Annotated in this window: 22 protein-coding genes; 14 read left to right on the top strand and 8 right to left on the bottom strand. The window is 63.3% G+C overall.

The genetic code is table 11. The annotated features are described in order from the left end of the window. The first annotated feature begins 20 nt into the window (after nucleotides 1–20). From AC0NIL_RS17625 to AC0NIL_RS17615, 3 genes are read left to right on the top strand one after another with little or no spacing between them, the layout of a single operon-like run. On the top strand, nucleotides 21–1298 hold the full coding sequence (locus AC0NIL_RS17625) for a beta-ketoacyl-ACP synthase (RefSeq protein ID WP_473573086.1): 1278 nt from the start codon (nucleotides 21–23) through the stop codon (nucleotides 1296–1298). A 36-nt stretch (nucleotides 1299–1334) separates the two neighbouring features. After that, a complete protein-coding gene (locus tag AC0NIL_RS17620) occupies nucleotides 1335–2363 on the top strand; it encodes a zinc-binding dehydrogenase (RefSeq protein WP_013531222.1) in 1029 nt (342 codons plus the stop codon). A 4-nt stretch (nucleotides 2364–2367) separates the two neighbouring features. Then, entirely contained in the window at nucleotides 2368–3357 is a 990-nt protein-coding gene (locus tag AC0NIL_RS17615; protein WP_027160475.1) for a lipid A biosynthesis lauroyl acyltransferase, read from the top strand. A gap of 60 nt (nucleotides 3358–3417) precedes the next feature. Here AC0NIL_RS17615 and AC0NIL_RS17610 read toward each other — a convergent pair whose 3' ends face one another. Then, entirely contained in the window at nucleotides 3418–3846 is a 429-nt protein-coding gene (locus AC0NIL_RS17610) for a L,D-transpeptidase (protein WP_013531220.1), read from the bottom strand. 4 nt (nucleotides 3847–3850) lie between these two features. After that, the gene (locus tag AC0NIL_RS17605) at nucleotides 3851–4057 is read right to left on the bottom strand and encodes a hypothetical protein (protein ID WP_127224121.1); all 207 of its coding nucleotides are present in this window, start codon (nucleotides 4055–4057) and stop codon (nucleotides 3851–3853) included. 8 nt (nucleotides 4058–4065) lie between these two features. Between AC0NIL_RS17605 and AC0NIL_RS17600 the strand changes: the two genes are divergently transcribed. The 5 genes from AC0NIL_RS17600 to AC0NIL_RS17580 all read left to right on the top strand — a co-directional run bounded on the left by AC0NIL_RS17600 (nucleotide 4066) and on the right by AC0NIL_RS17580 (nucleotide 10433). Next, the gene (locus AC0NIL_RS17600) at nucleotides 4066–5346 is read left to right on the top strand and encodes an acetylornithine deacetylase/succinyl-diaminopimelate desuccinylase family protein (RefSeq protein ID WP_473573087.1); all 1281 of its coding nucleotides are present in this window, start codon (nucleotides 4066–4068) and stop codon (nucleotides 5344–5346) included. A gap of 162 nt (nucleotides 5347–5508) precedes the next feature. Then, nucleotides 5509–6987: an ABC transporter substrate-binding protein gene (locus AC0NIL_RS17595; protein WP_473573089.1), complete on the top strand. Its 1479-nt coding sequence runs from the start codon at nucleotides 5509–5511 to the stop codon at nucleotides 6985–6987. Between the two features lie 13 nt (nucleotides 6988–7000). Further along, nucleotides 7001–7948, top strand: a complete 948-nt coding sequence (locus AC0NIL_RS17590; protein ID WP_473573090.1) for an ABC transporter permease — start codon at nucleotides 7001–7003, stop codon at nucleotides 7946–7948. Then, a complete protein-coding gene (locus AC0NIL_RS17585) occupies nucleotides 7945–8814 on the top strand; it encodes an ABC transporter permease (protein ID WP_064993700.1) in 870 nt (289 codons plus the stop codon). The genes AC0NIL_RS17590 and AC0NIL_RS17585 overlap by 4 nt, the downstream gene beginning before the upstream one ends. Beyond that, on the top strand, nucleotides 8811–10433 hold the full coding sequence (locus tag AC0NIL_RS17580) for an ABC transporter ATP-binding protein (protein ID WP_473573092.1): 1623 nt from the start codon (nucleotides 8811–8813) through the stop codon (nucleotides 10431–10433). The genes AC0NIL_RS17585 and AC0NIL_RS17580 overlap by 4 nt, the downstream gene beginning before the upstream one ends. 21 nt (nucleotides 10434–10454) lie before the next feature. Here AC0NIL_RS17580 and AC0NIL_RS17575 read toward each other — a convergent pair whose 3' ends face one another. Continuing rightward, nucleotides 10455–10886 (bottom strand): TerB family tellurite resistance protein, encoded by a 432-nt coding sequence (locus tag AC0NIL_RS17575; protein WP_063168183.1) that lies wholly within the window; start codon nucleotides 10884–10886, stop codon nucleotides 10455–10457. A 150-nt stretch (nucleotides 10887–11036) separates the two neighbouring features. Between AC0NIL_RS17575 and AC0NIL_RS17570 the strand changes: the two genes are divergently transcribed. From AC0NIL_RS17570 to AC0NIL_RS17555, 4 genes are all read left to right on the top strand, one after another. Continuing rightward, entirely contained in the window at nucleotides 11037–11822 is a 786-nt protein-coding gene (locus AC0NIL_RS17570) for a TSUP family transporter (RefSeq protein ID WP_013531213.1), read from the top strand. 51 nt (nucleotides 11823–11873) lie between these two features. Continuing rightward, nucleotides 11874–12044: a hypothetical protein gene (locus tag AC0NIL_RS17565; RefSeq protein ID WP_473573095.1), complete on the top strand. Its 171-nt coding sequence runs from the start codon at nucleotides 11874–11876 to the stop codon at nucleotides 12042–12044. A gap of 101 nt (nucleotides 12045–12145) precedes the next feature. After that, on the top strand, nucleotides 12146–12976 hold the full coding sequence (locus tag AC0NIL_RS17560; protein WP_473573097.1) for a helix-turn-helix domain-containing protein: 831 nt from the start codon (nucleotides 12146–12148) through the stop codon (nucleotides 12974–12976). A 72-nt stretch (nucleotides 12977–13048) separates the two neighbouring features. Continuing rightward, nucleotides 13049–13468, top strand: a complete 420-nt coding sequence (locus tag AC0NIL_RS17555) for a VOC family protein (protein ID WP_224675405.1) — start codon at nucleotides 13049–13051, stop codon at nucleotides 13466–13468. A gap of 12 nt (nucleotides 13469–13480) precedes the next feature. Here the strand turns inward: AC0NIL_RS17555 and AC0NIL_RS17550 are convergent, their stop codons facing one another. Continuing rightward, the gene (locus AC0NIL_RS17550) at nucleotides 13481–14953 is read right to left on the bottom strand and encodes a cobyric acid synthase (protein WP_473573099.1); all 1473 of its coding nucleotides are present in this window, start codon (nucleotides 14951–14953) and stop codon (nucleotides 13481–13483) included. Beyond that, entirely contained in the window at nucleotides 14953–15567 is a 615-nt protein-coding gene (locus AC0NIL_RS17545) for a dimethylsulfonioproprionate lyase family protein (protein WP_473573100.1), read from the bottom strand. The genes AC0NIL_RS17550 and AC0NIL_RS17545 overlap by 1 nt, the downstream gene beginning before the upstream one ends. 144 nt (nucleotides 15568–15711) lie before the next feature. Here AC0NIL_RS17545 and AC0NIL_RS17540 point away from each other — a divergent pair, with 144 nt between their 5' ends. Both AC0NIL_RS17540 and mmsB read left to right on the top strand, forming a co-directional pair. Beyond that, the gene (locus AC0NIL_RS17540; protein WP_127384791.1) at nucleotides 15712–16878 is read left to right on the top strand and encodes an isobutyryl-CoA dehydrogenase; all 1167 of its coding nucleotides are present in this window, start codon (nucleotides 15712–15714) and stop codon (nucleotides 16876–16878) included. Nucleotides 16879–16903: 25 nt separating this feature from the next. Continuing rightward, nucleotides 16904–17788 carry a 3-hydroxyisobutyrate dehydrogenase gene (gene mmsB, locus AC0NIL_RS17535; RefSeq protein ID WP_127369756.1) on the top strand — a complete coding sequence of 295 codons (885 nt, stop codon included), beginning with the start codon at nucleotides 16904–16906 and terminating at the stop codon, nucleotides 17786–17788. Between the two features lie 336 nt (nucleotides 17789–18124). Here the strand turns inward: mmsB and AC0NIL_RS17530 are convergent, their stop codons facing one another. The 3 genes from AC0NIL_RS17530 to AC0NIL_RS17520 form a co-directional block, all read right to left on the bottom strand. Further along, a complete protein-coding gene (locus AC0NIL_RS17530; protein WP_473573102.1) occupies nucleotides 18125–20560 on the bottom strand; it encodes a GcvT family protein in 2436 nt (811 codons plus the stop codon). Nucleotides 20561–20753: 193 nt separating this feature from the next. Beyond that, complete coding sequence (locus AC0NIL_RS17525; RefSeq protein WP_024501290.1) at nucleotides 20754–21398, bottom strand: cytochrome c oxidase assembly factor Coa1 family protein; 645 nt, start codon at nucleotides 21396–21398, stop codon at nucleotides 20754–20756. Between the two features lie 81 nt (nucleotides 21399–21479). Further along, entirely contained in the window at nucleotides 21480–21845 is a 366-nt protein-coding gene (locus AC0NIL_RS17520) for a hypothetical protein (RefSeq protein ID WP_127384790.1), read from the bottom strand. Between the last annotated feature and the right edge of the window lie 91 nt (nucleotides 21846–21936).

Below are 21936 nucleotides of genomic sequence, written 5' to 3'. Positions count from 1 at the left end.
AACGATAAGAGGGCTCCCGGATGGCCAATCTCAGAGATCACATGGGCAGGCCGATCGTCGCCGTCACCGGCATCGGCGTGGTGACCTCGCTTGGCGTCGGCAAATCAGACAATTGGGCGGCACTGACCTCCGGCAAGTCGGGCATTCACCCGATCACCCGCTTTCCCATCGATCAATTGAACACCCGCATCTCCGGCATGGTCGATTTCCTGCCGTCGAGCTCGAAAGGCGCCAGCCCACTCACCTATGAGCTAGCCGAGCTTGCGGGCTTAGAAGCGGTGAGCGAAGCCGGTCTTGATTCCAGCGATTTCGGCGGACCGCTCTTCCTCGCATCGCCGCCAGTCGAACTCGACTGGGCCGAGCGCTTCTCGCTCTACAATTCTGACAAGGACAAGGATGTCACCGCCGCCGAAAGACTGCTTCGGGTCGCGCGTAGCTTGAAAGAGCTGGATATTTTCGAGACCACCCAGTTCGGTTCGATCGCCGGCCGCCTTGCCGATCGCCTTGGCACGCGTGGTCTGCCGATCACGCTGTCGACGGCTTGCGCTTCAGGCGCCACCGCGATTCAGCTCGGTGTCGAGGCGATCCGACGCGGCGAATGCGACCGTGCGCTGTCGATCGGCGCGGACGGTTCCGCGACCGCCGAGGCATTGATCCGTTTCTCATTGCTTTCGGCGCTCTCCACGCACAACGACATCCCCGAAAAGGCGTCGAAACCCTTCTCCAGGGATCGCGACGGCTTCGTGTTGGCCGAGGGATCCGGGGCGCTGGTGTTGGAATCGCTTGAGACGGCATTGGCTCGCGGCGCGACTATTCTCGGCGTCCTGGGCGGTTGCGGCGAGAAGGCCGACGACTTCCACCGCACCCGCTCCAAACCGGACGCTTCACCGGCCATCGCCGCGGTCCGCGCCGCCCTCGTCGATGCCGGACTGGGTGAAGACGAGATCGACTACGTCAATGCCCACGGCACCTCGACGCCCGAAAACGACAAGATGGAGCATCTGGCGCTGTCGACGGTGTTCGGCGAGCGGATCGGCTCTATGCCGGTCTCGTCGAACAAATCGATGATCGGTCACACGCTGTCGGCGGCGGGCGCTGTCGAGGCGGCTTTCTCGCTGATGACGATGCGCGAAAGCGTCATTCCGCCGACCATCAACTATGACAATCCCGACCCCGCGATCGTGCTCGACGTGGTGCCGAACAAGAAGCGCAACGCCGAGGTCCGCACCGTTCTGTCGAGCTCCTTCGGCTTCGGCGGCCAGAACACTTGCCTTGTCATGGCGCGGGAACCGGTCTAAGCGACCTTTTTCAGCCAGACTGAACCGACAGGCCCCATGCGCGCATTGCAACTTATAGAGGACCGCCGTCTTGAGACGGTGGACCTGCCGCCTCCTCCACCGCCGGCACTCGGCGAAGTCACGCTGCGCATCAAGGCAGTAGCGCTGAACCATATCGACGTCTGGGGCTGGCGCGGCATGGCCTTCGCCAAGCGCAAGCTGCCGCTGGTCGTCGGCGCGGAGGCCTCCGGCGAGGTCGAGGCGGTTGGCCCCGGCGTTTCCAGCCTGCTGCCCGGACAATTGGTGTCGATCTATGGCGCGCGCACCTGCGGCCTCTGCCGAGCTTGCCGCGAAGGCCGCGACAACCTCTGCGAACATGTTTCGGGCGTGCACGGTTTCCATCTCGACGGTTTCGCGCAGGAGAAGATCAATCTGCCGGCCCGCCTGCTGGTCCCTGCCCCGCCCGGCGTGACCGACATCGGGGCGGCGGTGGCGCCCGTCACCTTCGGCACCGTCGAGCACATGCTGTTCGACAACGCCAGGCTTCAACCCGGCGAAACCATCCTTATCCATGCCGGCGGATCCGGCATCGGCTCGGCGGCCATCCAGCTGGCCAAGCGGATGGGCTGCACGATCATCACTACGGTCGGCTCCAACGACAAGATCGACAAGGCCAAGGCGCTCGGCGCCGACCATGTCATCAACTACCGCGACGACCGTTTCGAGGGCGTCGTGCGCAAGCTGACCAAGAAGAAGGGCGTCGACGTCGTCTTTGAACATGTCGGCGCCGACACATTCGCCGCCTCGATGCTGTGCCTGAAGCGTGGCGGCCGCCTGGTGACCTGCGGTTCGACCTCCGGCGTGTCGACGCAGATCAATTTGATGCAGCTGTTCCAGCAGCAATTGAAACTGCTTGGCTCCTTTGGCTGCCGCATGGAAAACATGGCCAACGCCATGCAGAAAATGGCGGCGGGACAAGTCGCACCCGTCATCGACACCGAAGTCGGCTTCGACGGTATCGACGCCGCGCTGAAGCGCATGGAAGGCCGCGACGTTTTCGGCAAGATCATCCTGCGCGTCGGCTAGAGCCTTGACCTCTGTATTCAAGAAGTTCCGCCGGGACCTCAAATTTCGTTACGGCAGGCAACTGCGCCAGCTCAATTACTGGCTGGTGGCGCGGGCAGCGATGATGATCATCTCGGTCCTGCGCCTGCTGCCGGCCGACAGTGCGCTGAATTTCGCCGACCGCGTCGCACGCCTGGTCGGCCCCCGGGTGGGACGCCATCAGGTCGCCGTCGACAATCTGCGCAAGGCCTATCCGGAAAAGAGCGAAGCCGAAATCCAAGCGATCGCCTCCGACATGTGGGGCAACATGGCCCGCTTGGCCGCGGAATACATTTTTCTCGACGCCCTCTTCGACTACGACCCCGCGGCCAGCGAGCCCGGCCGCGTCGAGGTCAAGGGAGCTGACCACTTCGTCGAAATAGCCAGCGAAGAGAAGCCGCATATCGTCTTTACCGGCCATCTCGGCAATTTCGAATTGCTGCCGGTGGCGGCCGCGACTTTCGGCATGAACATCACTGCGCTGTTTCGCCCGCCTAACAATCCCTATCTCGCCGACTACATCCTCTCGACGCGCCGCTCGACCATGGGCTCGTTGCTGCCATCCATGGCGGGCGCGTCATTCGCCCTGGCCGGGGTTCTGGAGAACGGCGGCAATATAGGCATCCTCGTCGACCAGAAATTCTCCAATGGACTGGAGACGACATTCTTCGGCCGTCCCTGCCAGAGCAATCGCGTGCTGGCCACCCTTGCCCGCCACTACGACTGCGACGTCTATCCGGCGCGCTGCGTCAGGCTGCCGGGCAACCGCTTCCGGCTCGAAATCGAGGACAAGTTAACCTTGCCGCGCACCGCTGACGGCAGCGTCGATGTCCGTGCCACCACCCAGCGTCTCAACGACGTCGTCGAGCGCTGGGTGCGAGAAGATCCCGGCCAGTGGATGTGGTTCCACAAAAGGTGGGAGATCAGCGGCGGGCGTCGAAAGCGACCGCAGGCAAAGGCGGTCCCAAACGCTTAGGCAGAGCTGCTGGCGTGGGGTTAGCCCAGCGCCAGCAGACAACAGCGAACCTGAACCGCCTTAGTTGGTGACGACAATGCGCGTGTTGCCGAAACCCACTTCCCGCACCATCGAATAGAACGTGGCGGCATTGGCCGTGTGCAGCCTCACGCAGCCATGCGACGCCGGGCGGCCGAGCTGCCTGACGGCGCCGGTTCCATGGATGGCATAGCCGCCATGGAAGAACACCGAATAGGGCATCGGCGACATATGGTATTTGCGCGAATACCACATCCTGGCCGTGCGCTGCGGCCGATAGGTGCCGCGCGGCGTGAAATAGCCGGTGCGGGCGGTGGAGACACTCCACCGGTAAACCGACGCGCCATATCTGACGGTCATCGTCTGCGACGACACGTCTATATTTGCAACGAGGCTGGCTGCCCAGCCCTGCCCCGAAGCACCGAACAGCATTGCAACAAACATGGTTGCCATGAGAACTGTCTTTTTCATGCGATCAAACCCCTTTGATTGCCCCTAACCTGCCTGCCTGATTGTTTTTCATCTTTTTAATGGCAGATGCACGGGCTAACACACACACCTTGACCAATTCGCCAATCCAAAGCAGCGAATTTGAACGATTTCCCGCAATAGTTGCCGCAACGACACGCCGCACCGGCTTGATCGCCGGCGGGCTTGCAAAACCGCTGGGATCGCTGCTCAACTCTGCGCATGAACCAGCGACTCCTCCAGGCAATCGATGACAGGCGCGACGACGTCGTCGCGCTGACCGCCGAACTGATCCGTTTTCCGACTATCAATCCACCTGGCGAGGCCTACCGGCCATGCGCCGAATATCTCGGCGCGCGGCTGAAGAAGAGCGGTTTCGAGACCGAGTTCATCCGCGCCGAAGGCACGCCCGGCGACACCGACCGCTACCCGCGCGTCAATGTCGTTGCCCGTTCCGAAGGCAGGTCGCCGGGCGCCTGCGTCCACTTCAACTCGCATATCGACGTGGTCGAAGCCGGTGATGGCTGGACCGTCCATCCCTTCGCCGGCATCGTCAGGGACGGCAGGGTCTATGGCCGCGGCGCCTGCGACATGAAGGGCGGCCTTGCCGCCTCTATCATCGCAGCCGAGGCCTTCCTGGAAGTCTTCCCCGATTTTCCCGGCGCCATCGAAATATCCGGCACCGTCGACGAGGAATCCGGCGGCTTCGGCGGCGTCGCGCATCTGGCCAGGCTCGGCTATTTCTCAAAACCCAGGGTCGACCATGTCATCATTCCCGAGCCGCTGAACAAGGACCGCATCTGCCTCGGCCATCGTGGCGTCTGGTGGGCGGAGATCGAGACCAAGGGCGAGATCGCGCACGGCTCGATGCCGTTTCTCGGCGACAATGCGGTGCGCCACATGGGCGCCGTGCTGCGGGCTTTCGAGGACGAACTGTTTCCCGCGCTCGACCGCAAGATGACGCGCATGCCGGTCGTGCCCGAAGGAGCAAAACGCTCGACCATGAACATCAACTCGATCCATGGCGGCCAGACCGAGGATTTCCGGCCCGGCCTGCCGTCGCCCAACGTGCCCGACTCCTGCCGGATGACCATCGACCGCCGTTTCCTGCTCGAGGAGGATCTCGACACCGTCAAAGGTGAAGTGACCGGCATTCTCGACCGGTTGAAACGCGAGCGGACAAAATTCGACTATGAAATCCGCGACCTGATGGAAGTGCTGCCGCTGATGACCGAGCGCGACGCGCCGGTGGTCAAGGCGGTTGCGCAAGGCATCATGGCGATCTTCGACCGCGAACCCGATTATGTCATTTCGCCCGGCACCTATGACCAGAAGCATATAGCTCGCATCGGCCATATCTATGATTGCATCGCTTATGGGCCTGGCATTCTCGACCTCGCCCATCGGCCGGACGAATGGGTCGGGATATCGGACATGGTGGAATCGGCCAAGGTGATGGCGATAGGGCTCAACGTGCTGCTGCGCGGCACAGCCACGGGATAAGGTGCGCACCGCGACAAGCTTCGACCTGCCGATGCGACCGCCAGGATAAAAACATTCCCGGCCACGCCAAGGGGCAGAACGAAACGCAATTTACTCCGTGGCGAAATCACGCTTCTATCACTCGGGTTCGAGCACGTGTCTGAACGCATGGGGAGTTGCACGATGAAATTGTGGAAAACCATTCTGGCGGCCGCGGTGCTGTCGCTGGCCGCCGGCACCTCTGCGTTCGCCGCGCGAACCGACCTGGTCATCGGCATTCCGCTCGAACCGCCGCATCTCGATCCGACCGCCGGTGCCGCCGCAGCGATCGACGAGGTTCTCTACGCCAATGTGTTCGAAGGCCTGACGCGCATCGGGCCGAATGGCGAGGTGCTGCCGGATCTGGCCGAAAGCTGGAACATTTCCGATGACGGCAAGGTCTACACCTTCAAGCTGCACACGGGCGTGAAATTCCATGACGGCACCGACTTCGATGCCGCCGACGTGAAATTCTCGCTCGACCGGGCGCGAGCCGACAACTCCGTCAACGCACAAAAGGGCCTGTTCGCCGCCATCGACAAGGTCGACGTCGTCGATCCGGCAACCGTCAAGGTCACGCTGAAGAACCCGCAGGGCTCGTTCCTCTACAATATGGGCTGGGGCGACGCGGTGATCGTGGCGCCGGAATCTGCCGACACCAACAAGGAGAAACCGATCGGCACCGGCCCGTTCAAATTCCAGAGCTGGGCCAAGGGATCGTCGATCACGCTGGTCAAATCGGACAATTACTGGGGCACGCCGGCGTCGCTCGACAAGGCCGAGTTTCGCATCGTGCCGGATGCCGCGGCCTATGTGCCGGCGCTGCTCTCGGGCGACATCCAGGCTTTCCCGTTCTTCGATGCCGACAGCGTCGCCCAGGTCAAGGACGACCCGCGCTTCAAGGTGGTGATCGGCGCGACCGAGGGTGAGACCATCCTGTCGATCAACAACAAGAAGCCGCCTTTCGACAAGCTGCAGGTGAGGCAGGCGATCTCTTACGCGCTGGACCGCAAGGCCATCATCGACGGCGCCTCGGCCGGCCTCGGCCAGCCGATCGGCTCGCATATGTCGCCGGCCAACAAGGACTATGTCGACCTCACCGGCCGCTACCCGCATGATGTCGCCAAGGCCAAGGAATTGCTGAAAGAGGCAGGCCTCGAGAACGGCTTCAAGGCGACGCTGAAACTGCCGCCGCCCACCTATGCCCGTCTCGGTGGCGAAATCATCGCCTCGCAGCTTCGCGACGTTGGCATCGATCTGGAAATCATTCCGGTCGAATGGGCACAGTGGCTGGACCAGGTGTTCACCAAGAAGGATTACGACCTGACGATCGTCTCCCACACCGAGCCCAACGACATCGATATCTATTCGCGCAAGGATTATTACTTCAACTACGACAACCCGGCCTTCGACAAGGTGATTGCCGATCTCGGCGTCACCTCCGACGAAGCCAAGCGCAAGGAATTGCTGGGGCAAGCGCAGAAGATCCTGGCCGACGATGCGGTGGTCGGCTTCCTCTATGAATTGCCGAAGATCGGCGTCTGGGACGCCAGGCTGCAAGGGCTGTGGGAAAACGCCCCGATCCAGGCCAATGATTTGACCAAGGTGAAGTGGAGCGAATGATCCCCCACCTTCCATGACCGCCTACCTCCTAAAACGCCTCGCCATCGCCATCGCCACGCTGGTGCTGGCTTCCATGGTGGTGTTCGCCGTCCTGGAGATCCTGCCCGGCGATCCGGCGCGGCTAATGCTGGGCATGAATGCCAGTGCCGACCAGGTCGAGTTGCTGCGCAACCAGATGGGCCTCAACGCGCCGCTGGCTTGGCGCTATCTGCACTGGGCGGGCGGCCTGCTCAGCCTCGATTTCGGCCGCTCCTACACCTATTCGGTGCCGGTCATCGATCTGGTGCGCGAGCGGCTGGCCGTCTCGCTGCCGCTGGCGCTGATTGCGCTTGCGCTCTCCACCCTCATCGCGATTCCCGTCGGCCTGTTTTCCGCCAGCCGGCGTGGACGGGCCGGTGATACGATTTCCATGGGCGCCGCACAGCTTGGCGTCGCCGTGCCCAATTTCTGGTTCGCGCTGATGCTGATCTATGTCTTCGCCGTCTGGCTGCGGCTGGTTCCTGCTGGCGGCTTTCCCGGCTGGAGTGCCGGCGTCTGGCCAGCCTTGAAGTCGCTGCTGCTGCCGGCAGTGGCGCTTGCCTTGCCGCAAGCCGCGATTCTGGCGCGCGTCACCCGCTCGGCGCTGATCGAGGTGCTGAACGAGGACTATATCCGTACCGCCCGCGCCAAGGGTCTGCCCTACCGAGCTGTGCTGTGGCGGCACGCGCTGCGCAACGCCATGATTCCGGTGCTGACCATTCTGGGCCTGCAGTTCGCCTTCCTGCTTGCCGGCACCATCATCATCGAGAATGTTTTCTATCTGCCCGGCCTCGGCAGGCTGGTGTTCCAGGCGATCACCCAGCGCGACCTGATCGTCGTCGAAAGCGTCGTCATGCTGCTGGTCGCCGCCGTCATCGCCGTCAATCTGCTGGTCGACCTTTCCTATGCGGTCGTCGATCCGCGCCTGAGAAGCCGGCAATGACATTGCACATCGACATATCAGAAGAGACGTTCGGCAGCATCCTGGGCAAGGCGTTCGGGAATACCGCCTTCGTTGCCGGTTTCGTCATCACCCTGCTGATCCTGGCAATGGCTGTCGTCTCCTATGCCTGGACGCCCTATGACGTCACGAAACTGGTGATATCGGATAAGACGCAAGCGCCCTCGCTGGCGCACTGGTTCGGCACCGACCATTTCGGCCGCGACATCCTGTCGATGGTCATGGTCGGCGCCCGCAATTCGATTGCCGTGGCGCTGGTCGCGGTCGGCATCGGCATGGGGGTCGGCGTGCCGCTCGGCGCCTTTGCCGCGGCACGCGGCGGCCTCGTCGACGAGGCACTGATGCGGCTGAACGACCTCGTCTTCGCCTTCCCGGCTTTGCTGTCGGCGATCATGATCACCGCCATCTTCGGGCCGGGCGCCGTCAACGCCATCATCGCCATCGGCATCTTCAACATCCCGGTCTTTGCGCGCGTCGCCCGGGCCGGCGCGCTGGCGATCTGGCCGCGCGAGTTCATTCTCGCCGCACGCGCCGCCGGCAAGAGCAGCACGCAGATCACAATCGAACATGTGCTGCCCAACATCGCCACGCTGCTTCTGGTGCAAGGCACCATCCAGTTCGCTCTGGGCATCCTGGCCGAGGCCGGGCTTTCCTATCTCGGCCTGGGTGCGCAACCGCCAATGCCGAGCTGGGGCCGCATGCTGTTCGACGCGCAGACCCGCATGGTGGTGGCGCCATGGATGGCGATCTTTCCGGGCATGGCGATCGTTGTCGCCGTGCTGGGGCTGAACCTGCTGGGCGACGGCATCGCCGACATCCTCGATCCGAAATCGCGGCGGCAGCGATGAGCCTGCTCGACATCGAGAACCTGTCGCTGACCATCGGCGACACGCAGATCCTCAAGGGTGTGGCGCTTTCCGTCGCGCCCGGTGAGGTGATGGGGCTGGTCGGCGAATCCGGTTCCGGCAAATCGATGACCGCGCTGACGGTGATGCAGCTTCTGCCCCATGCCGCGCGCGCCAGCGGACGTGTCACATTCGACGGCATCGACATCCTGGCAGCAACCGAGGACCAGATGTGCGCGCTGCGCGGCGACGACATCGGCATGGTGTTCCAGGAGCCGATGACGGCGCTCAATCCGGTCAAGACCATCGGCGAACAGGTTGCCGAAGGCATACGCTGGCACACCAGGGCCAGCCGCGCCGAGGCCGAAGACCGGGCGCGAAAAATGCTCGACCGTGTCGGCTTGCCCGAAGCGAAATTCCCGCTGTCGCGCTATCCGCACGAACTGTCGGGCGGCCAGCGCCAGCGCGTCGTCATCGCCATCGCCTGTGCGCTGAAGCCGAAGCTGCTGATCGCCGACGAACCGACGACGGCGCTCGACGTGGTGCTGCAGGCACAAATCCTTGATCTATTGCGCGACATCGTCGCGGAGAGCCGCATGGGCCTGCTGCTGATCTCGCATGACCTCGCCGTGGTGACCGAGATGGCTGACCGCATCACCATCCTGCGCCGCGGCGAGGTGATGGAAGCCGGCGACACCGCACGCACGCTATCCGAACAGCTCCACCCCTACACGCGCCAGTTGGCGCAGGCCTCGATGCATGTGCCGGCGCGCGCCAGGCCGCATGGCATCGAGACGGGCCGCCCTTTGCTTCAGGTCGAGGGCGTGACCCGCGACTATCCCGGCCGGCGCACTTCGCTGTTTAAGCGCGCGCCTGGTATCCGCGCCGTCGACGACGTCTCGCTGTCGATGGCGCCGAGTCAGTCAGTGGCACTGGTTGGTCGCTCCGGCTGCGGCAAGTCGACGCTCGCCCGCATGATCCTGGCGCTGGATCGGCCGACATCGGGCTCAATCTCGTTCCGCGGCGGGACCATAACCGGCAAGAGCGAAGCCGAGTTAAAGCCGGCGCGACGCGATATGCAGGTCGTTTTTCAAGATCCCTATGGCTCCTTCGACCCGCGCCAGAAGGTGGAAAAGCTGGTTGCCGAACCCCTGCATGTGCTGGAGAAAAAGCCGACGCGCGCCGAGTGCCGCGAGATGGTGGCGCATGCCCTGCACGAAGTCGGCCTCGGCATCAGCGACATGGACAAATACCCCCATGAATTTTCCGGCGGCCAGCGCCAGCGCCTGTCGATCGCCCGCGCCATCATCACCCGCCCCAAGCTGGTCGTTGCCGACGAGCCGGTCTCGGCGCTCGATGTCTCGATCCGCGCCCAGATCCTCGATCTGTTCGCAGAGCTCAACCAGAAGCTCGGCATCGCCTACCTCTTCATCACCCACGACCTGACCGTGGCCCGCGCCATCACGGACGAGGTGCTGGTCATGCATGACGGCAAGATCGTCGAGCGCGGCAAGACGAGCGAAGTGCTCGACCACCCGCAGTCCGAGGCTGCCAAGGCGCTTGTCACCGCCGCCCCTGACTTGCACCGGGCGATCGCGGAGCGGCTGCGGGAGCAAGGCTGATCAGGAGAGAAGGCGGCCCGATCACTCCTGCGTCTTGACCACATCGACCGGGCTGATATCGAGCAGGTCGAGCGTGCGGCGCAGCAGGCGGATCTCGCTCTCGGCCAGTTGCGAATCCGCCTTGGCGATCTCCGCCATATGTTTGGCCAATTGCCGGCGCCGCTCGACGTCGAGATCGCGGAACAGTGCAATCGCCTGCGAGCCATTGGTCTCGTAGCCGAACTCGTTGAGATATTCGATGACGCTGTCGATGCTGCTTTCCTGAATGCCGAAGGCGTCCTTGCAGATGCGCCGGAAGGCAACCATTTCGCTCTCGCTGACCGACCCGTCGGCCAGGATCATGCGAAACAGCATCAGCAGTTCCGCCGATAGGACCGGATCGTCCGCCACCTTGCGCACGCCGGGGTCGCCGTCGAATATCTGACGTATCTGGTCCAGCAATGCGAATGCCATCAGGAGCCCCTCTTTTCCGGGTTAACTACACAAACACAATCCAGGCGCGATGCGCCGGGATAGAGGTAGCGCGGAATCGATCTTGCGCAAACAGGGCGGCCGTGGTCGAACGCCCGATATTTCAGCCGGCCGGACACCCCCATACATCAGATGATCGACCTTAGCATCCAGACCGTCGCCATGCTCGCTTTCGCCGCTTTTGCCGCGGGCTTTGTCGATTCGATCGCCGGCGGCGGCGGGCTGATCACAGTGCCGGCGCTGCTGCTTGCCGGCTTCACGCCGGTCCAGGCGCTCGCCACCAACAAACTGCAAGGCATGTTCGGCTCGGGCTCGGCGACCATCCACTACGCGTCGAAGGGTCATGTCGACCTGCGCCGGCAATTGCCGTCGGCGCTTCTGGCCCTTGTCGGCAGCGCCATCGGCGCCTTGCTGGCGACGATCGTGCCGGGTGACATACTGCGGGCTGCCCTGCCCATCGTGCTGATCGCCATCGCGCTCTACTTCGCGTTCAAGCCCAACATGAACGATGTCGACCGCGCCGAGCGCCTGTCGCCGTTCCTGTTTGGATTGACCTTGGTGCCCGCCATCGGCTTCTACGATGGCCTGTTCGGGCCAGGCGCCGGCTCCTTTTACATGCTGGCCTTCGTGGCACTTGCCGGCTACGGCGTGCTCAAGGCGACGGCGCATACCAAATTGCTCAACTTCGCCTCCAACATCGGCGGCTTCATCGTCTTCGCGGCCTTCGGCGTCGTCTACTGGAAGATCGGCCTGATGATGGGCGTCGCCCAGTTCCTCGGCGCTCGCGTCGGCGCCAGCCTGGCCATGCGCATCGGCGCAAGACTGATCAAGCCGCTGCTGGTGATCGTATGCCTGGCGCTTGCTGTGAAGTTGCTGGCTGACCCGGCGAACCCGCTGCGGGCCTTGATTGGTGTGTGATCCCGCGCCCTGATAGGATGCCGCTGTTCGAATCATGTTGGAGAGGCAGACATGAATCTTAGCGCACCTACCCAGATCGTTTTTATCATCTCCGTTGTTATCGCCATCATCGGCGTTCTCGCCGCGCTTGGCGTTCTCTCATTCATTCCACTCGCATCGACGTGGATCGTGCTTATTGCTTTCATCGTGCTTGCCGGCGGCTGCTTGATGCGCGGCGCCTGACCATTTCCCTTGAAGTGGGGACGAGGAGCGCCCGGCCAAAAGCCGGGCGCTTTTGATTCCGGCCCTTGGTCTGTTAGATTTGACTGGCGCGAGGATGGCCGATGCCAGTCAAGATGCAACCCCAGCAAGAGCAGGACCGGTCCGTCGCCGGGCGGTTTGAGATGCGCCGGCGCCTGCCCGATCCTCGACTTCAGGGCATTGTGTCGGACATTTGCGGCTATCGCGAAATGGCGCCCGGCCATATGCGCAACGTCGAATATGCGTCGCTCACCGTACCGCTGGTCATCAGCTTCGCCGAACCCTTCGCCATCGGCCTCGGCAAGGCGCCCGGCGACAATGACCGCTTCGCCAGTTTCGCCGCCGGCCTCTTTGCCGGACCGGTGGTGATCGAATCCTTCGGCGGCGCCTGCTGCGTCCAGGTCAACTTCACGCCGCTTGGCGCACGCCGTTTCTTCCGCCTGCCGATGAGCGAACTGACAGACAGCATGGTCGTCCTCGACGACGTCCTTGGCGCTCAGGGCTTGGCGCTGCGTGAACGGCTGGGCAATGCGCCGGATTGGACGACGCGTTTCGACATGGCCGAAGCCTTCGTCACCGCCCGTCTCGAGAATGCCGCCGAGACGCCACTTGAAATCGCCTGGGCCTATGACCGCATCATCACATCCGGCGGCCGGACCCGCATTGCATCGATCGCCGAAAGGCTGGGCTGGAGCCGCAAACATCTCACCGGCAGTTTTTCCAACGCCATCGGCATGGGCCCCAAGACACTGTCGCGCATCGTCCGCTTCAACCGCGCGCTCGGCCTGTCGAGGCAGCAGGCCGTCGACTGGGCCGATATCGCAGCCGATTGCGGCTATGCCGACCAGGCGCATCTGGTGCGCGAATTCCGCGACCTCGCCGGCGAGACACCAACCGGAATCTCGGCCAGGTAACATTTCTTCAAGACGCTGGAGTGGCCTTTACCCACAGTGGGGCATCGACCAACCCCACTGAAGGAGATCGACATGACCACCACCACCGAAGCGCCCCGCCTCTACCCCGCCTTGCGCTACAGGAACGCGGCAAAGATGATCGACTGGCTGGGCGAAGCCTTCGGCTTCAGCGTCCGGGCCCGCTATGGCGAAGGCGACGTCGTGCACCATGCCGAACTGGTCTTCGGCTCCTCGATGATCATGCTGGGCACCGTGCGCGACGACGACTACGGCAAGATGGTCGGCGAACCCGGCTCAGGCGGCGGCAAGTCGATCTACATCGCCGTCGATGATGCCGATGCCGCCTATGCCAAGGCCAGGAAGGCTGGCGCCACGATCATCCAGGAATTGACCAACCGCGACTATGGCAGCCGCGAGTTCATCTGCCGCGACCCGGAAGGCAACGTCTGGTCCTTCGGTACCTACTGGCCGAAGGCAGGCGACAAGGGCTGAGCCAACCGCGAATTACCGCGCCAGTGCAAAGATCGCGTCGCAGTCGAGATGGGTCTCCAGCTCGGCTGCGACCTCGTCCAGCGCCCGCTCGACCTCGGCTCGGTAGTCGATGCCGCCGCCCTTGATGCCGAGGCTTTCGAGGAATCTTCCGCGAAAGCCGTCGGCGCCAAACAGACCGTGCATATAGGTGCCGATCACCTTGCCATCGGCCGACACTGCCCCGTCATCGATGCCATTGATGACTGCAGACGGCCTCAGCGTATCCGGCCCGGTGGTGCGGCCGAGATGGATTTCATAGCCTTCGAGCGGCAGGTCGAACGGCACCGAACGGGCGCTGACGTTGCGCACCGTCTTTTCCGGCTCCATCACCGTTTCGATGTCGAGCAGGCCGAGCCCTTCGGCTTCGGTGACGCTGCCTTCGATGCCGTCGGGATCGCGCACCATACGGCCGAGCATCTGGAAGCCGCCGCAGATACCGACGACATGGCCGCCGCGCTTGCGATGCGCAAGAAGGTCGCGATCCCAACCGTTCTCGCGGAATTTCAAGAGATCGCCGATTGTCGACTTCGAGCCTGGAATGACCACCAGACCGGCATCGGCGGGCAGCGGCTTTCCCGGCGGCACGAACACCACCTCGACCTGCGGCTCAGCCTTGAGCGGGTCGAGATCGTCGAAATTGGCGATGCGGCCAAGCATCGGCACCGCCACCTTCAGCGCGCGCGCTTCGCCGGACGCCAGCCGCTCCAGCACCACCGAATCTTCCGAAGGCAAGCGTGCCGCCGCCTTCAGCCACGGAACGACACCGAAACAGCGCCAGCCCGTGAATGTCTCGATCGACTTCAGGCCGTCGTCAAAAAGCGAAACGTCGCCGCGGAACTTGTTGATGAGGTAGCCGGCGATCATGCGCCGGTCCTCCTCCGGCAGGATCAGATGCGTGCCGGCTACCGAAGCGATGACGCCGCCGCGGTCGATGTCGCCCACCAGCACCACGGGCACATCGGCGCGCGTGGCAAAGCCCATATTGGCGATGTCGCGGTTGCGCAGGTTGATCTCGGCCGGCGAGCCGGCGCCCTCGACGATGACAAGATCGGCGCCCTCGCCGACCTTGCCCCAGGAGTCCAGAACGGCGTCCATCAGCCGGCCCTTCATCGCCTGGTAGTCGCGCGCCCGCGCTTCCCCGAACATTTTGCCCTGCACGATGACCTGCGCGCCGACATCGGTCTGCGGCTTCAGCAGCACCGGGTTCATGTGGACCGATGGTGCGACACCGCAAGCGATCGCCTGGAGCCATTGCGCGCGGCCGATCTCGCCGCCGCCGGCTTTATCCCCGGGGATATCGGCGACGGCGGCATTGTTCGACATGTTCTGCGGCTTGAACGGCCGCACCTTCAACCCACGCTTTTTTGCCGCGCGGCAGAGGCCGGCGACCAGCACGGTCTTGCCGACGTCGGAACCCGTGCCTTGCAGCATGATCGCTTTGGCCATCAGTCCCTGCCCTGCGCCACGGTCCCGGTGATGTTCGATTTTGCCGCCAACGGCCCGCCGCGCCAGATGTACAGCGCCAGCAATGGCTCCTTGCCGGTGCGCATGGCGTGATTGACGTTGGACGCGTGATGGACGACCTCGCCGGCCGTACGCATGCAAAAGCCGCTCTCGCCCATGCGCCATTCGGTGCCGCCGGTCAGCGGAATGTAGATTTCCTCGGCGACGTGATGGTGGTCGGGATAGACGATATCTGGTCCAAGGATCAGCAGGCCGGCGGCGGCCGCGTCATTGGCAAAGTGGCCACGTGTGCCGAACACTTCCAGCCAGCCGTAATTCTCGATGAACTCTTTCCCGAAGTCCGCCTCGCCATAAGTCTGCCCCCAGCGGAAATCATTCCGACGTCCGGCAAGCAGTTGCACCAGCGGCTTGGCATCCGGAGGCGCCAGTTCGGCGGCGCGATCGAGATGGCGCAGGCAGGCAAGCGGACGCGGCTCCAGCGTGCGAGCCGGCATGTCCCAGCCGATCCGGGCCACGGCATCGCGCATCAGGACGTGATCCACGGTCGCAAGGTATGCGTGGAACCGGCCCAGCAGTTCATCGAATTTTGTCGTCACATCTTGCTCCGGACATGCATTGATGCACAGCCGCTCCGCAGGGGATCGGGTTGCGCGGCGGCATCATTGGTCTAGATTGGTGCGCGCGCAAAGCCAAAAACAACAGGCCAGCGAGCTAGCTGGCCAGCACACAGGGAGCACGCCATGGACGCCGCGGTCGATGCGAGCACCAGCCAATTCGAACTCAACGAGGAGCAGCGCGCCATCCAGGAGATGGCGCAGGCCTTCGCCGCCGACCGTGTCGCACCGAATGCGCTCGATTGGGACCGCAACAAGCATTTCCCGGCCGACGTGATCCGCGAGACCGGCCCGCTCGGGCTCGGCGGCATCTATATCAGGGACGATGTCGGTGGCTCGGCACTTGGCCGGCTCGACGCCGTGCTGATCTTTGAGGCGCTGTCGCACGCCGATCCGGCCTTTTCGTCCTTCATCTCGATCCACAACATGGTGGCCTCGATGATCGACCGTTTCGGCAATGACGAACAGCGCCAGCGCTTCCTGCCCAAGCTCACTTCGATGGAATGGCTGGCCAGCTACTGCCTGACCGAGCCAGGCTCCGGCTCCGACGCCGCGGCGCTCAAGACCCGTGCGGTGAAGAGCGGCGGCGACTATGTGCTCAACGGCACCAAACAGTTCATCTCCGGCGCCGGCGACAGCGATGTCTATGCCGTCATGGTGCGCACCGGCGCGGACGGGCCGAAAGGCATTTCCACCATCGTCGTGCCCAGAGATGCGCCGGGCCTCTCCTTTGGGGCAAACGAGTACAAGATGGGATGGCACATGCAGTCGACCCGCCAGGTCATCTTCGAGGATTGCAAGGTGCCGGCGGAGAACCTTCTGTCCGACGAAGGCGCTGGCTTCGGCATCGCCATGGCCGGGCTCGACGGCGGCCGGCTGAACATCGCCGCCTGTTCGCTGGGCGGCGCGCAGTCGGCGTTCGACAAGGCGCTGTCCTACACCGCCGAGCGCAAGGCTTTCGGCTCGAAGATCAATCAATTCCAGGCGCTGCAATTCAGGCTGGCCGACATGGAGACCGAGCTGCAGGCGGCGCGTATCTTCCTTTATGCCGCCGCCTCGAAGCTCGACCGCAAGGCGCCGGATGCCGGCAAATGGTCGGCGATGGCCAAGCGCTTCGTCACCGACACCGGCTTTAATGTCGCCAATGACGCACTGCAGCTGCTCGGCGGCTACGGCTACCTGCACGACTACGGCATCGAGAAACTGGTGCGGGACCTGCGCGTGCACCAGATCCTCGAAGGCACCAACGAGATCATGCGCGTCATCATCGCTCGCGCGCTGATTGGCCGTTGAAGCCAGCAACTCTGGGAGACAGACAATGACGACGATCGCCTTCATCGGCCTCGGCAATATGGGCAATCCAATGGCCGCCAATCTGGTCAAGGCCGGGCATGCGGTGAACGGTTTCGACCTCGTTCCGGAAAACCTCACCGTCGCCAAGGAACATGGCGTGACGATTATGGCGAATGCCTTGGCCGCGGTGAAGGATGCCGACGTGGTGATCACCATGCTGCCTGCAGGCAAGCATGTCCTCTCCGTCTACGAAGACATCGCGCCCAAGGCCAGGCAAGGCGCACTCTTTATCGATTCCTCGACCATCGACGTCGAGTCAGCCCGCAAAGCCCATGCCGTCGCCAGGAAGCACGGGCTGTCGTCGATCGATGCACCGGTCTCGGGCGGCACCGGGGGTGCCGCAGCCGGCACGCTGACCTTCATGGCGGGAGGCTCCGATGATGCCTTCGCTGCCGCCGAGCCGATCCTGAAGCCGATGGCCGGCCGCATCGTCCATTGCGGCGGCGACGGCGCCGGCCAGGCAGCAAAGATCTGCAACAACATGATCCTCGGCATTTCGATGATCGGTGTCGCCGAAGCCTTCGTTCTGGCCGAAAAACTCGGCCTGTCGCATCAGGCGCTGTTCGACGTCGCCTCGACCTCGTCGGGCCAATGCTGGTCCTTGACCACCTACTGCCCGGTGCCCGGCCCGGTGCCGACTTCGCCCGCAAACAAGGACTACAACCCAGGATTTGCAGCCGCCTTGATGCTGAAAGACCTGAAATTGTCCCAGGAAGCCGCGCAAGGTGCGGGTGCTGTAACGCCGCTTGGTGCCGAAGCGGCTCAGCTTTATGCCTTGTTCAACGCCCAGGGACATGGCGGCGTCGATTTCTCCGGCATAATTAATTTTCTCAGGGGTAGCCCGGCGTAACCCGCGGATTTGGCGGATTTGGCGGATTTTTCCGGTTTCCTTCGGTGGAAAAAATGAAAATTTAGATTTGCTTAAGCTCTCGATAACTCCGCGGTAACGATGTCCCTATAAAACGGACTGTGAGGCGGACATCTCATCCGTCCGGCGCTCCGGATCAGGTCTCGCGTACCGGAGCCCGTAAGTTTCGACAAGTGCCATAAGTTTCGCAAAGTGTTTGCGTAGCGAAGCGCCATGCGTATCTGGCAAAACCGCGTTCCCGATGGAGCGCGGTTTTTGCGTTTTACCCTGCAGCACGTTTGAGACATCGATGAACCGGAAACTGTACTCCGGGATACCTCACATGCGCCCGCGGGCGCTTTCCGGATCATAGGGCGAGTCGGCGATCACCTTTGCCGCGCGGCGCTCGCCGAGGATCGAAACCTCGAGCTCGGTACCGGGCGACACAAGTTCCAGGGGCAGCAGCGCAAGTGCTATGTCGTGACCAAAAGTGTAGGAATAGCCCGCCGAGGTGATGTGGCCGACGAGCTCGCCTTCGCGGTAAACGCCCTCGAAGGCGAATGCGCTCGCACCATCCGTGTCGATCGACAGTGTGGCGATCCGGCGTGTAACCTGCTGCTGTTTCGCGACCAGTGCCGCCCGGCCGATGAAGTCCCTGTTGTCGAGGCTGATGAAGCGCTCGAGGCCGCTTTCCCAGGCGGACAATTCGGGGTTCATATCGCGGTACATGGCCCGGTAGGATTTATCGAGACGAAGCGATTCCAGCGCTTGAAGTCCGACCAGCCTCAGCCCGTGTGCCTCTCCCGATGCCAGAAGCGCATCCAGCAAATGCCGCTGGTAGCAGAGTGGATGATAGACTTCCCATCCCAGCTCACCCGAATAGTTGACACGCAGCAGCCGTACGTCGCTGGCCATGCCGACGGTGCCGGACTGTACGCTGAACCATGGGAAGGCCTCGTTGGAGAGGTCGATCTCCGTCAGCGGCTGCAGTATGTCGCGCGCCTTCGGCCCAATCACCGTGAAGCTGCCGCGATCCTCCGTGACGTTGCGCAGATGCACGCTGCCGTCCTTCGGCAACAGCCGGTCGAGATCGTCAAGGTTCCAGCGTTCGGCGCGCGGCGTCGATATGAGATAGAACAGGTCGCTCTGCAGCCGCGCCACCACATACTCGGCCTGCACGCCGCCGGTCGGCGTCAGGTGATGGGCAAGAGCGACACGACCGGGACGCGGCAGTCTGTTGGCCAGGATTCCGTCGAGCCAGCCCTCGGCGCCCGGCCCGCCGACCTCGAACTTGGTCATTGGTGTCATCTCGACCAGACCGGCGGCCTGGCGGACAGCCTGGACCTCTGCGGCGACGTGGTTCCCCTTGGGGGTCCGGCGCCAGCTGTAGACATTGCGCGCCTCGACACCCGCGGGCGCAAACCAGCTCGGCATCTCCCAGCCGTTCAACACGTCCCATACCGCGCCAAGCTGACTTAGGCGGTCATAGGACGGGGCCGTTTTCTGCGGTCGCGCCGCCGGCATGTCCTGGCCCGGATAGTGCTGTACGGCGTGGGTGCCCCAGGCTTCCCGGACCTTGGCCCGGGTCCAGTTCTTGTTGGCATAGCGGCCGAACCTGCGGGGATCCAGCTCCGCCGTGTCGATGCTGTTGCCACCCTCCACGATCCGTTCGGAGAGGTAGTAGCCAATCGCACCGCCCCAAAGGATGCCCCCCGGCACCCCTTCGGCGAGCCAGACATTCTCCAGGCCCCACGCCTGCCCCATCAGCGGCAGCTCATCGGCCGTCATCTGGAAAGGTCCTCGCACATTGCGCTTGATGCCGGCGCGCCCGAGCGCGGGAACCAGTTCGGTGGCGCGCTCCCAGTTCCAGGAAACGGCATCGAAATCTTCATCGAGCAGATCGGCGCCGAACCATTCCGGGACGCCGTTTTCGGCGAACAGCTTGAGCTGCTCGGTGCGCTCATAGGGACCGAACATCAGCCCGTCTCCCTCTTCGCGCAGATAGCCCTCGTAACCCTCGTCCCTGAGGATCGGCATCTCCGGAAGACCAAGCCGTTTGCGTTCCACGATTTCGGGAACCGCCTCGGTGATCCAATACTGGTGCAGGATCGGAATCGCGGGAATGTCCAGGCCCAGCATGGCGCCTGTCTGGCGTGCGTAATTGCCTGTTGCAAGGATGACATGTTCACAGACGATCTCGCCGCGTGAGGTCTTGACTCTCCACTCGCCGCTCGGCATCCGCTCGAAACCCACGACCTCGGTATCAAGATGGATCTTCGCGCCGAGGTCGCGTGCACCCTTGGCCATGGCCTGGGTGACATCGGCGGGTGCAATGTGGCCGTCATCGGGATGGTAGAGGGCACCCAGCATGGTGTTGTTGTCGAGCAGCGGCCAGATCTCGCGCGCCTCCGCGGGCGATACGATCCGGGCCCGCACTCCCTGGACCTCGGCAACGTCCATGTAGCTTCTGTACTCGTCCAGCCTGTCGCGCGTGTTGGCAATGCGCAGTTGCCCGCATTTGTGCCAGCCGACGTTCTGGCCCGTCTCCGCCTCCAGGCCTTCATAGATCGCGATCGATCTGGCGATCATGCGGCCGACATTGCGGCTGCGCGCGTAAGAGGGGATGAGCCCCGCGGCATGCCATGTCGAGCCGGCCGTAAGCTGTGTTCGCTCCAGCAATGCCACATCGGTCCAGCCGCGCTTTGCCAGGCCGTAGAGAATGCCGGCGCCCACACAGCCGCCACCGACCACGACCGCACGAAAGGAACTCACCATATGCGCGTGCCCTTGTCTGAAATTGCCACCGGTCCACATGAACGCATGCGCATACTGTCAGACAGCATCCGGCTTTTCAGCATATTTCCTTGTCTGGAACGCTGCAGCGGTCACCCGACTGTTGGGCCACGAAGCCGGCCGAACTGTCAGCTGTCCCGCCCGCGTTCAGGCCGCTTTTTTGCGTTTTGCCCAGCTATATTCCGATTGCAGCATTCGGGATCGGGACATGATCTTCGTTGATCAGCACGATCGGCGCATCGGCTCCCTCGACCCTGACGACCAGCAGGCGCAGGCTCCACGTGCCGGCTGTCCGGACAGCCGTCGAATAGGCCGTGCCCTTGCCCCTGGCGCCGTGGACCGGAATGCCGAACTGGGCGTCACCAGCCCCATTCGCATCGACGTTGAGATGGCCGCCGACCCAGAAACTGTCGGTCAAATCATCACCCAACGCCGCCTTGACGCGGTCGTCGGCGCGAAGCCTGTCCATCGTCATGAGATAGGCATCGCTGCCTTTCAGGACGTAGGGAATGCTGCCGACCATCGTCGCGCAGCCGCCAATCCCGACCACCCAGACGGCAAGGCCGGCGATTGCCCAGTTGCGCTGCGTCTTGCGAAACTGCTCCGGGTCGCGCCAGGCGCGGTTCTGCCAGGCCCAGCGGCTGCCGCGTGCGCCCAGCACGATGATCATGATGATGTTGACGACAGGGATCAGCGCCAGCAACGCAATGAAGGTGCTGTTGCCGATGCCCCAGATCCAGTTGAGGAAGAAGGCGCCCCAGTTCCAGCGGTCGAGTTCGGCTGGAATTTCAGCCGGCTGGTTGAGCGGTTGTCCGGCCATCATGTCCCCAATCGGTAACGTACGGACTGATTCTAGCGCATGCGCTCCTCGATGCGCAAAATCAAAGTTTTGCAACCCCGGTCAGGTCTTGTTGGACAGCCGGCGAAAATTCGCTTTCACGGCACGGCTTGCCGGCTTCAGCGCGGCGCTGATCGAGCGCTCCGCCGCAACCCCGTTGAACAGCGACGGCGTGCGGCCGGAAAAGACTTCCGGCCAGAACCGCGATGCCGATTGCAGGAAAGACATTTGTGCCGCAAACGCGCCTTCGGCCATAGCGGCGGTCTTCTCGTTGACCGCACGCGCCGTCTCCGTACTCCATGGCTGGCGGCTCGCGCCATCCATGGCCATCAACGGCAGCCGCATCATCGCCACCAGCGGCGCCAGCATCAGGTCGCCGCCGATGCTGGCCGCTTCTCGCGTCCGTCGGCTCTTGCCGGTTTTTCTCATGGAAACAAACCCCTTGTGGCGGCCGAATCAGCCGCTGCCCCACACACTACGCGCTTGTGATGGAATTCGTTCCCTCGCCGCTTCGGCATGG

This window comes from Mesorhizobium sp. WSM1343 (genome assembly GCF_055901535.1).
The sequence above is the reverse complement of the archived record's forward strand: the minus strand, read 5'-3'. Positions and strand labels throughout refer to the sequence as shown.

Coding starts and splice junctions, on each gene's coding strand:
- AC0NIL_RS17555 (WP_224675405.1), top strand. CDS start 13,049: ATGACCACCACCACCGAAGCGCCCCGCCTCTACCCCGCCTTGCGCTAC.
- AC0NIL_RS17550 (WP_473573099.1), bottom strand. CDS start 14,953: ATGGCCAAAGCGATCATGCTGCAAGGCACGGGTTCCGACGTCGGCAAG.
- AC0NIL_RS17525 (WP_024501290.1), bottom strand. CDS start 21,398: ATGGCCGGACAACCGCTCAACCAGCCGGCTGAAATTCCAGCCGAACTC.
- AC0NIL_RS17625 (WP_473573086.1), top strand. CDS start 21: ATGGCCAATCTCAGAGATCACATGGGCAGGCCGATCGTCGCCGTCACC.
- AC0NIL_RS17540 (WP_127384791.1), top strand. CDS start 15,712: ATGGACGCCGCGGTCGATGCGAGCACCAGCCAATTCGAACTCAACGAG.
- AC0NIL_RS17530 (WP_473573102.1), bottom strand. CDS start 20,560: ATGGTGAGTTCCTTTCGTGCGGTCGTGGTCGGTGGCGGCTGTGTGGGC.
- mmsB (WP_127369756.1), top strand. CDS start 16,904: ATGACGACGATCGCCTTCATCGGCCTCGGCAATATGGGCAATCCAATG.
- AC0NIL_RS17595 (WP_473573089.1), top strand. CDS start 5,509: ATGAAATTGTGGAAAACCATTCTGGCGGCCGCGGTGCTGTCGCTGGCC.
- AC0NIL_RS17565 (WP_473573095.1), top strand. CDS start 11,874: ATGAATCTTAGCGCACCTACCCAGATCGTTTTTATCATCTCCGTTGTT.
- AC0NIL_RS17575 (WP_063168183.1), bottom strand. CDS start 10,886: ATGGCATTCGCATTGCTGGACCAGATACGTCAGATATTCGACGGCGAC.
- AC0NIL_RS17590 (WP_473573090.1), top strand. CDS start 7,001: ATGACCGCCTACCTCCTAAAACGCCTCGCCATCGCCATCGCCACGCTG.
- AC0NIL_RS17610 (WP_013531220.1), bottom strand. CDS start 3,846: ATGAAAAAGACAGTTCTCATGGCAACCATGTTTGTTGCAATGCTGTTC.
- AC0NIL_RS17560 (WP_473573097.1), top strand. CDS start 12,146: ATGCCAGTCAAGATGCAACCCCAGCAAGAGCAGGACCGGTCCGTCGCC.
- AC0NIL_RS17570 (WP_013531213.1), top strand. CDS start 11,037: ATGATCGACCTTAGCATCCAGACCGTCGCCATGCTCGCTTTCGCCGCT.
- AC0NIL_RS17600 (WP_473573087.1), top strand. CDS start 4,066: ATGAACCAGCGACTCCTCCAGGCAATCGATGACAGGCGCGACGACGTC.
- AC0NIL_RS17620 (WP_013531222.1), top strand. CDS start 1,335: ATGCGCGCATTGCAACTTATAGAGGACCGCCGTCTTGAGACGGTGGAC.
- AC0NIL_RS17580 (WP_473573092.1), top strand. CDS start 8,811: ATGAGCCTGCTCGACATCGAGAACCTGTCGCTGACCATCGGCGACACG.
- AC0NIL_RS17520 (WP_127384790.1), bottom strand. CDS start 21,845: ATGAGAAAAACCGGCAAGAGCCGACGGACGCGAGAAGCGGCCAGCATC.
- AC0NIL_RS17585 (WP_064993700.1), top strand. CDS start 7,945: ATGACATTGCACATCGACATATCAGAAGAGACGTTCGGCAGCATCCTG.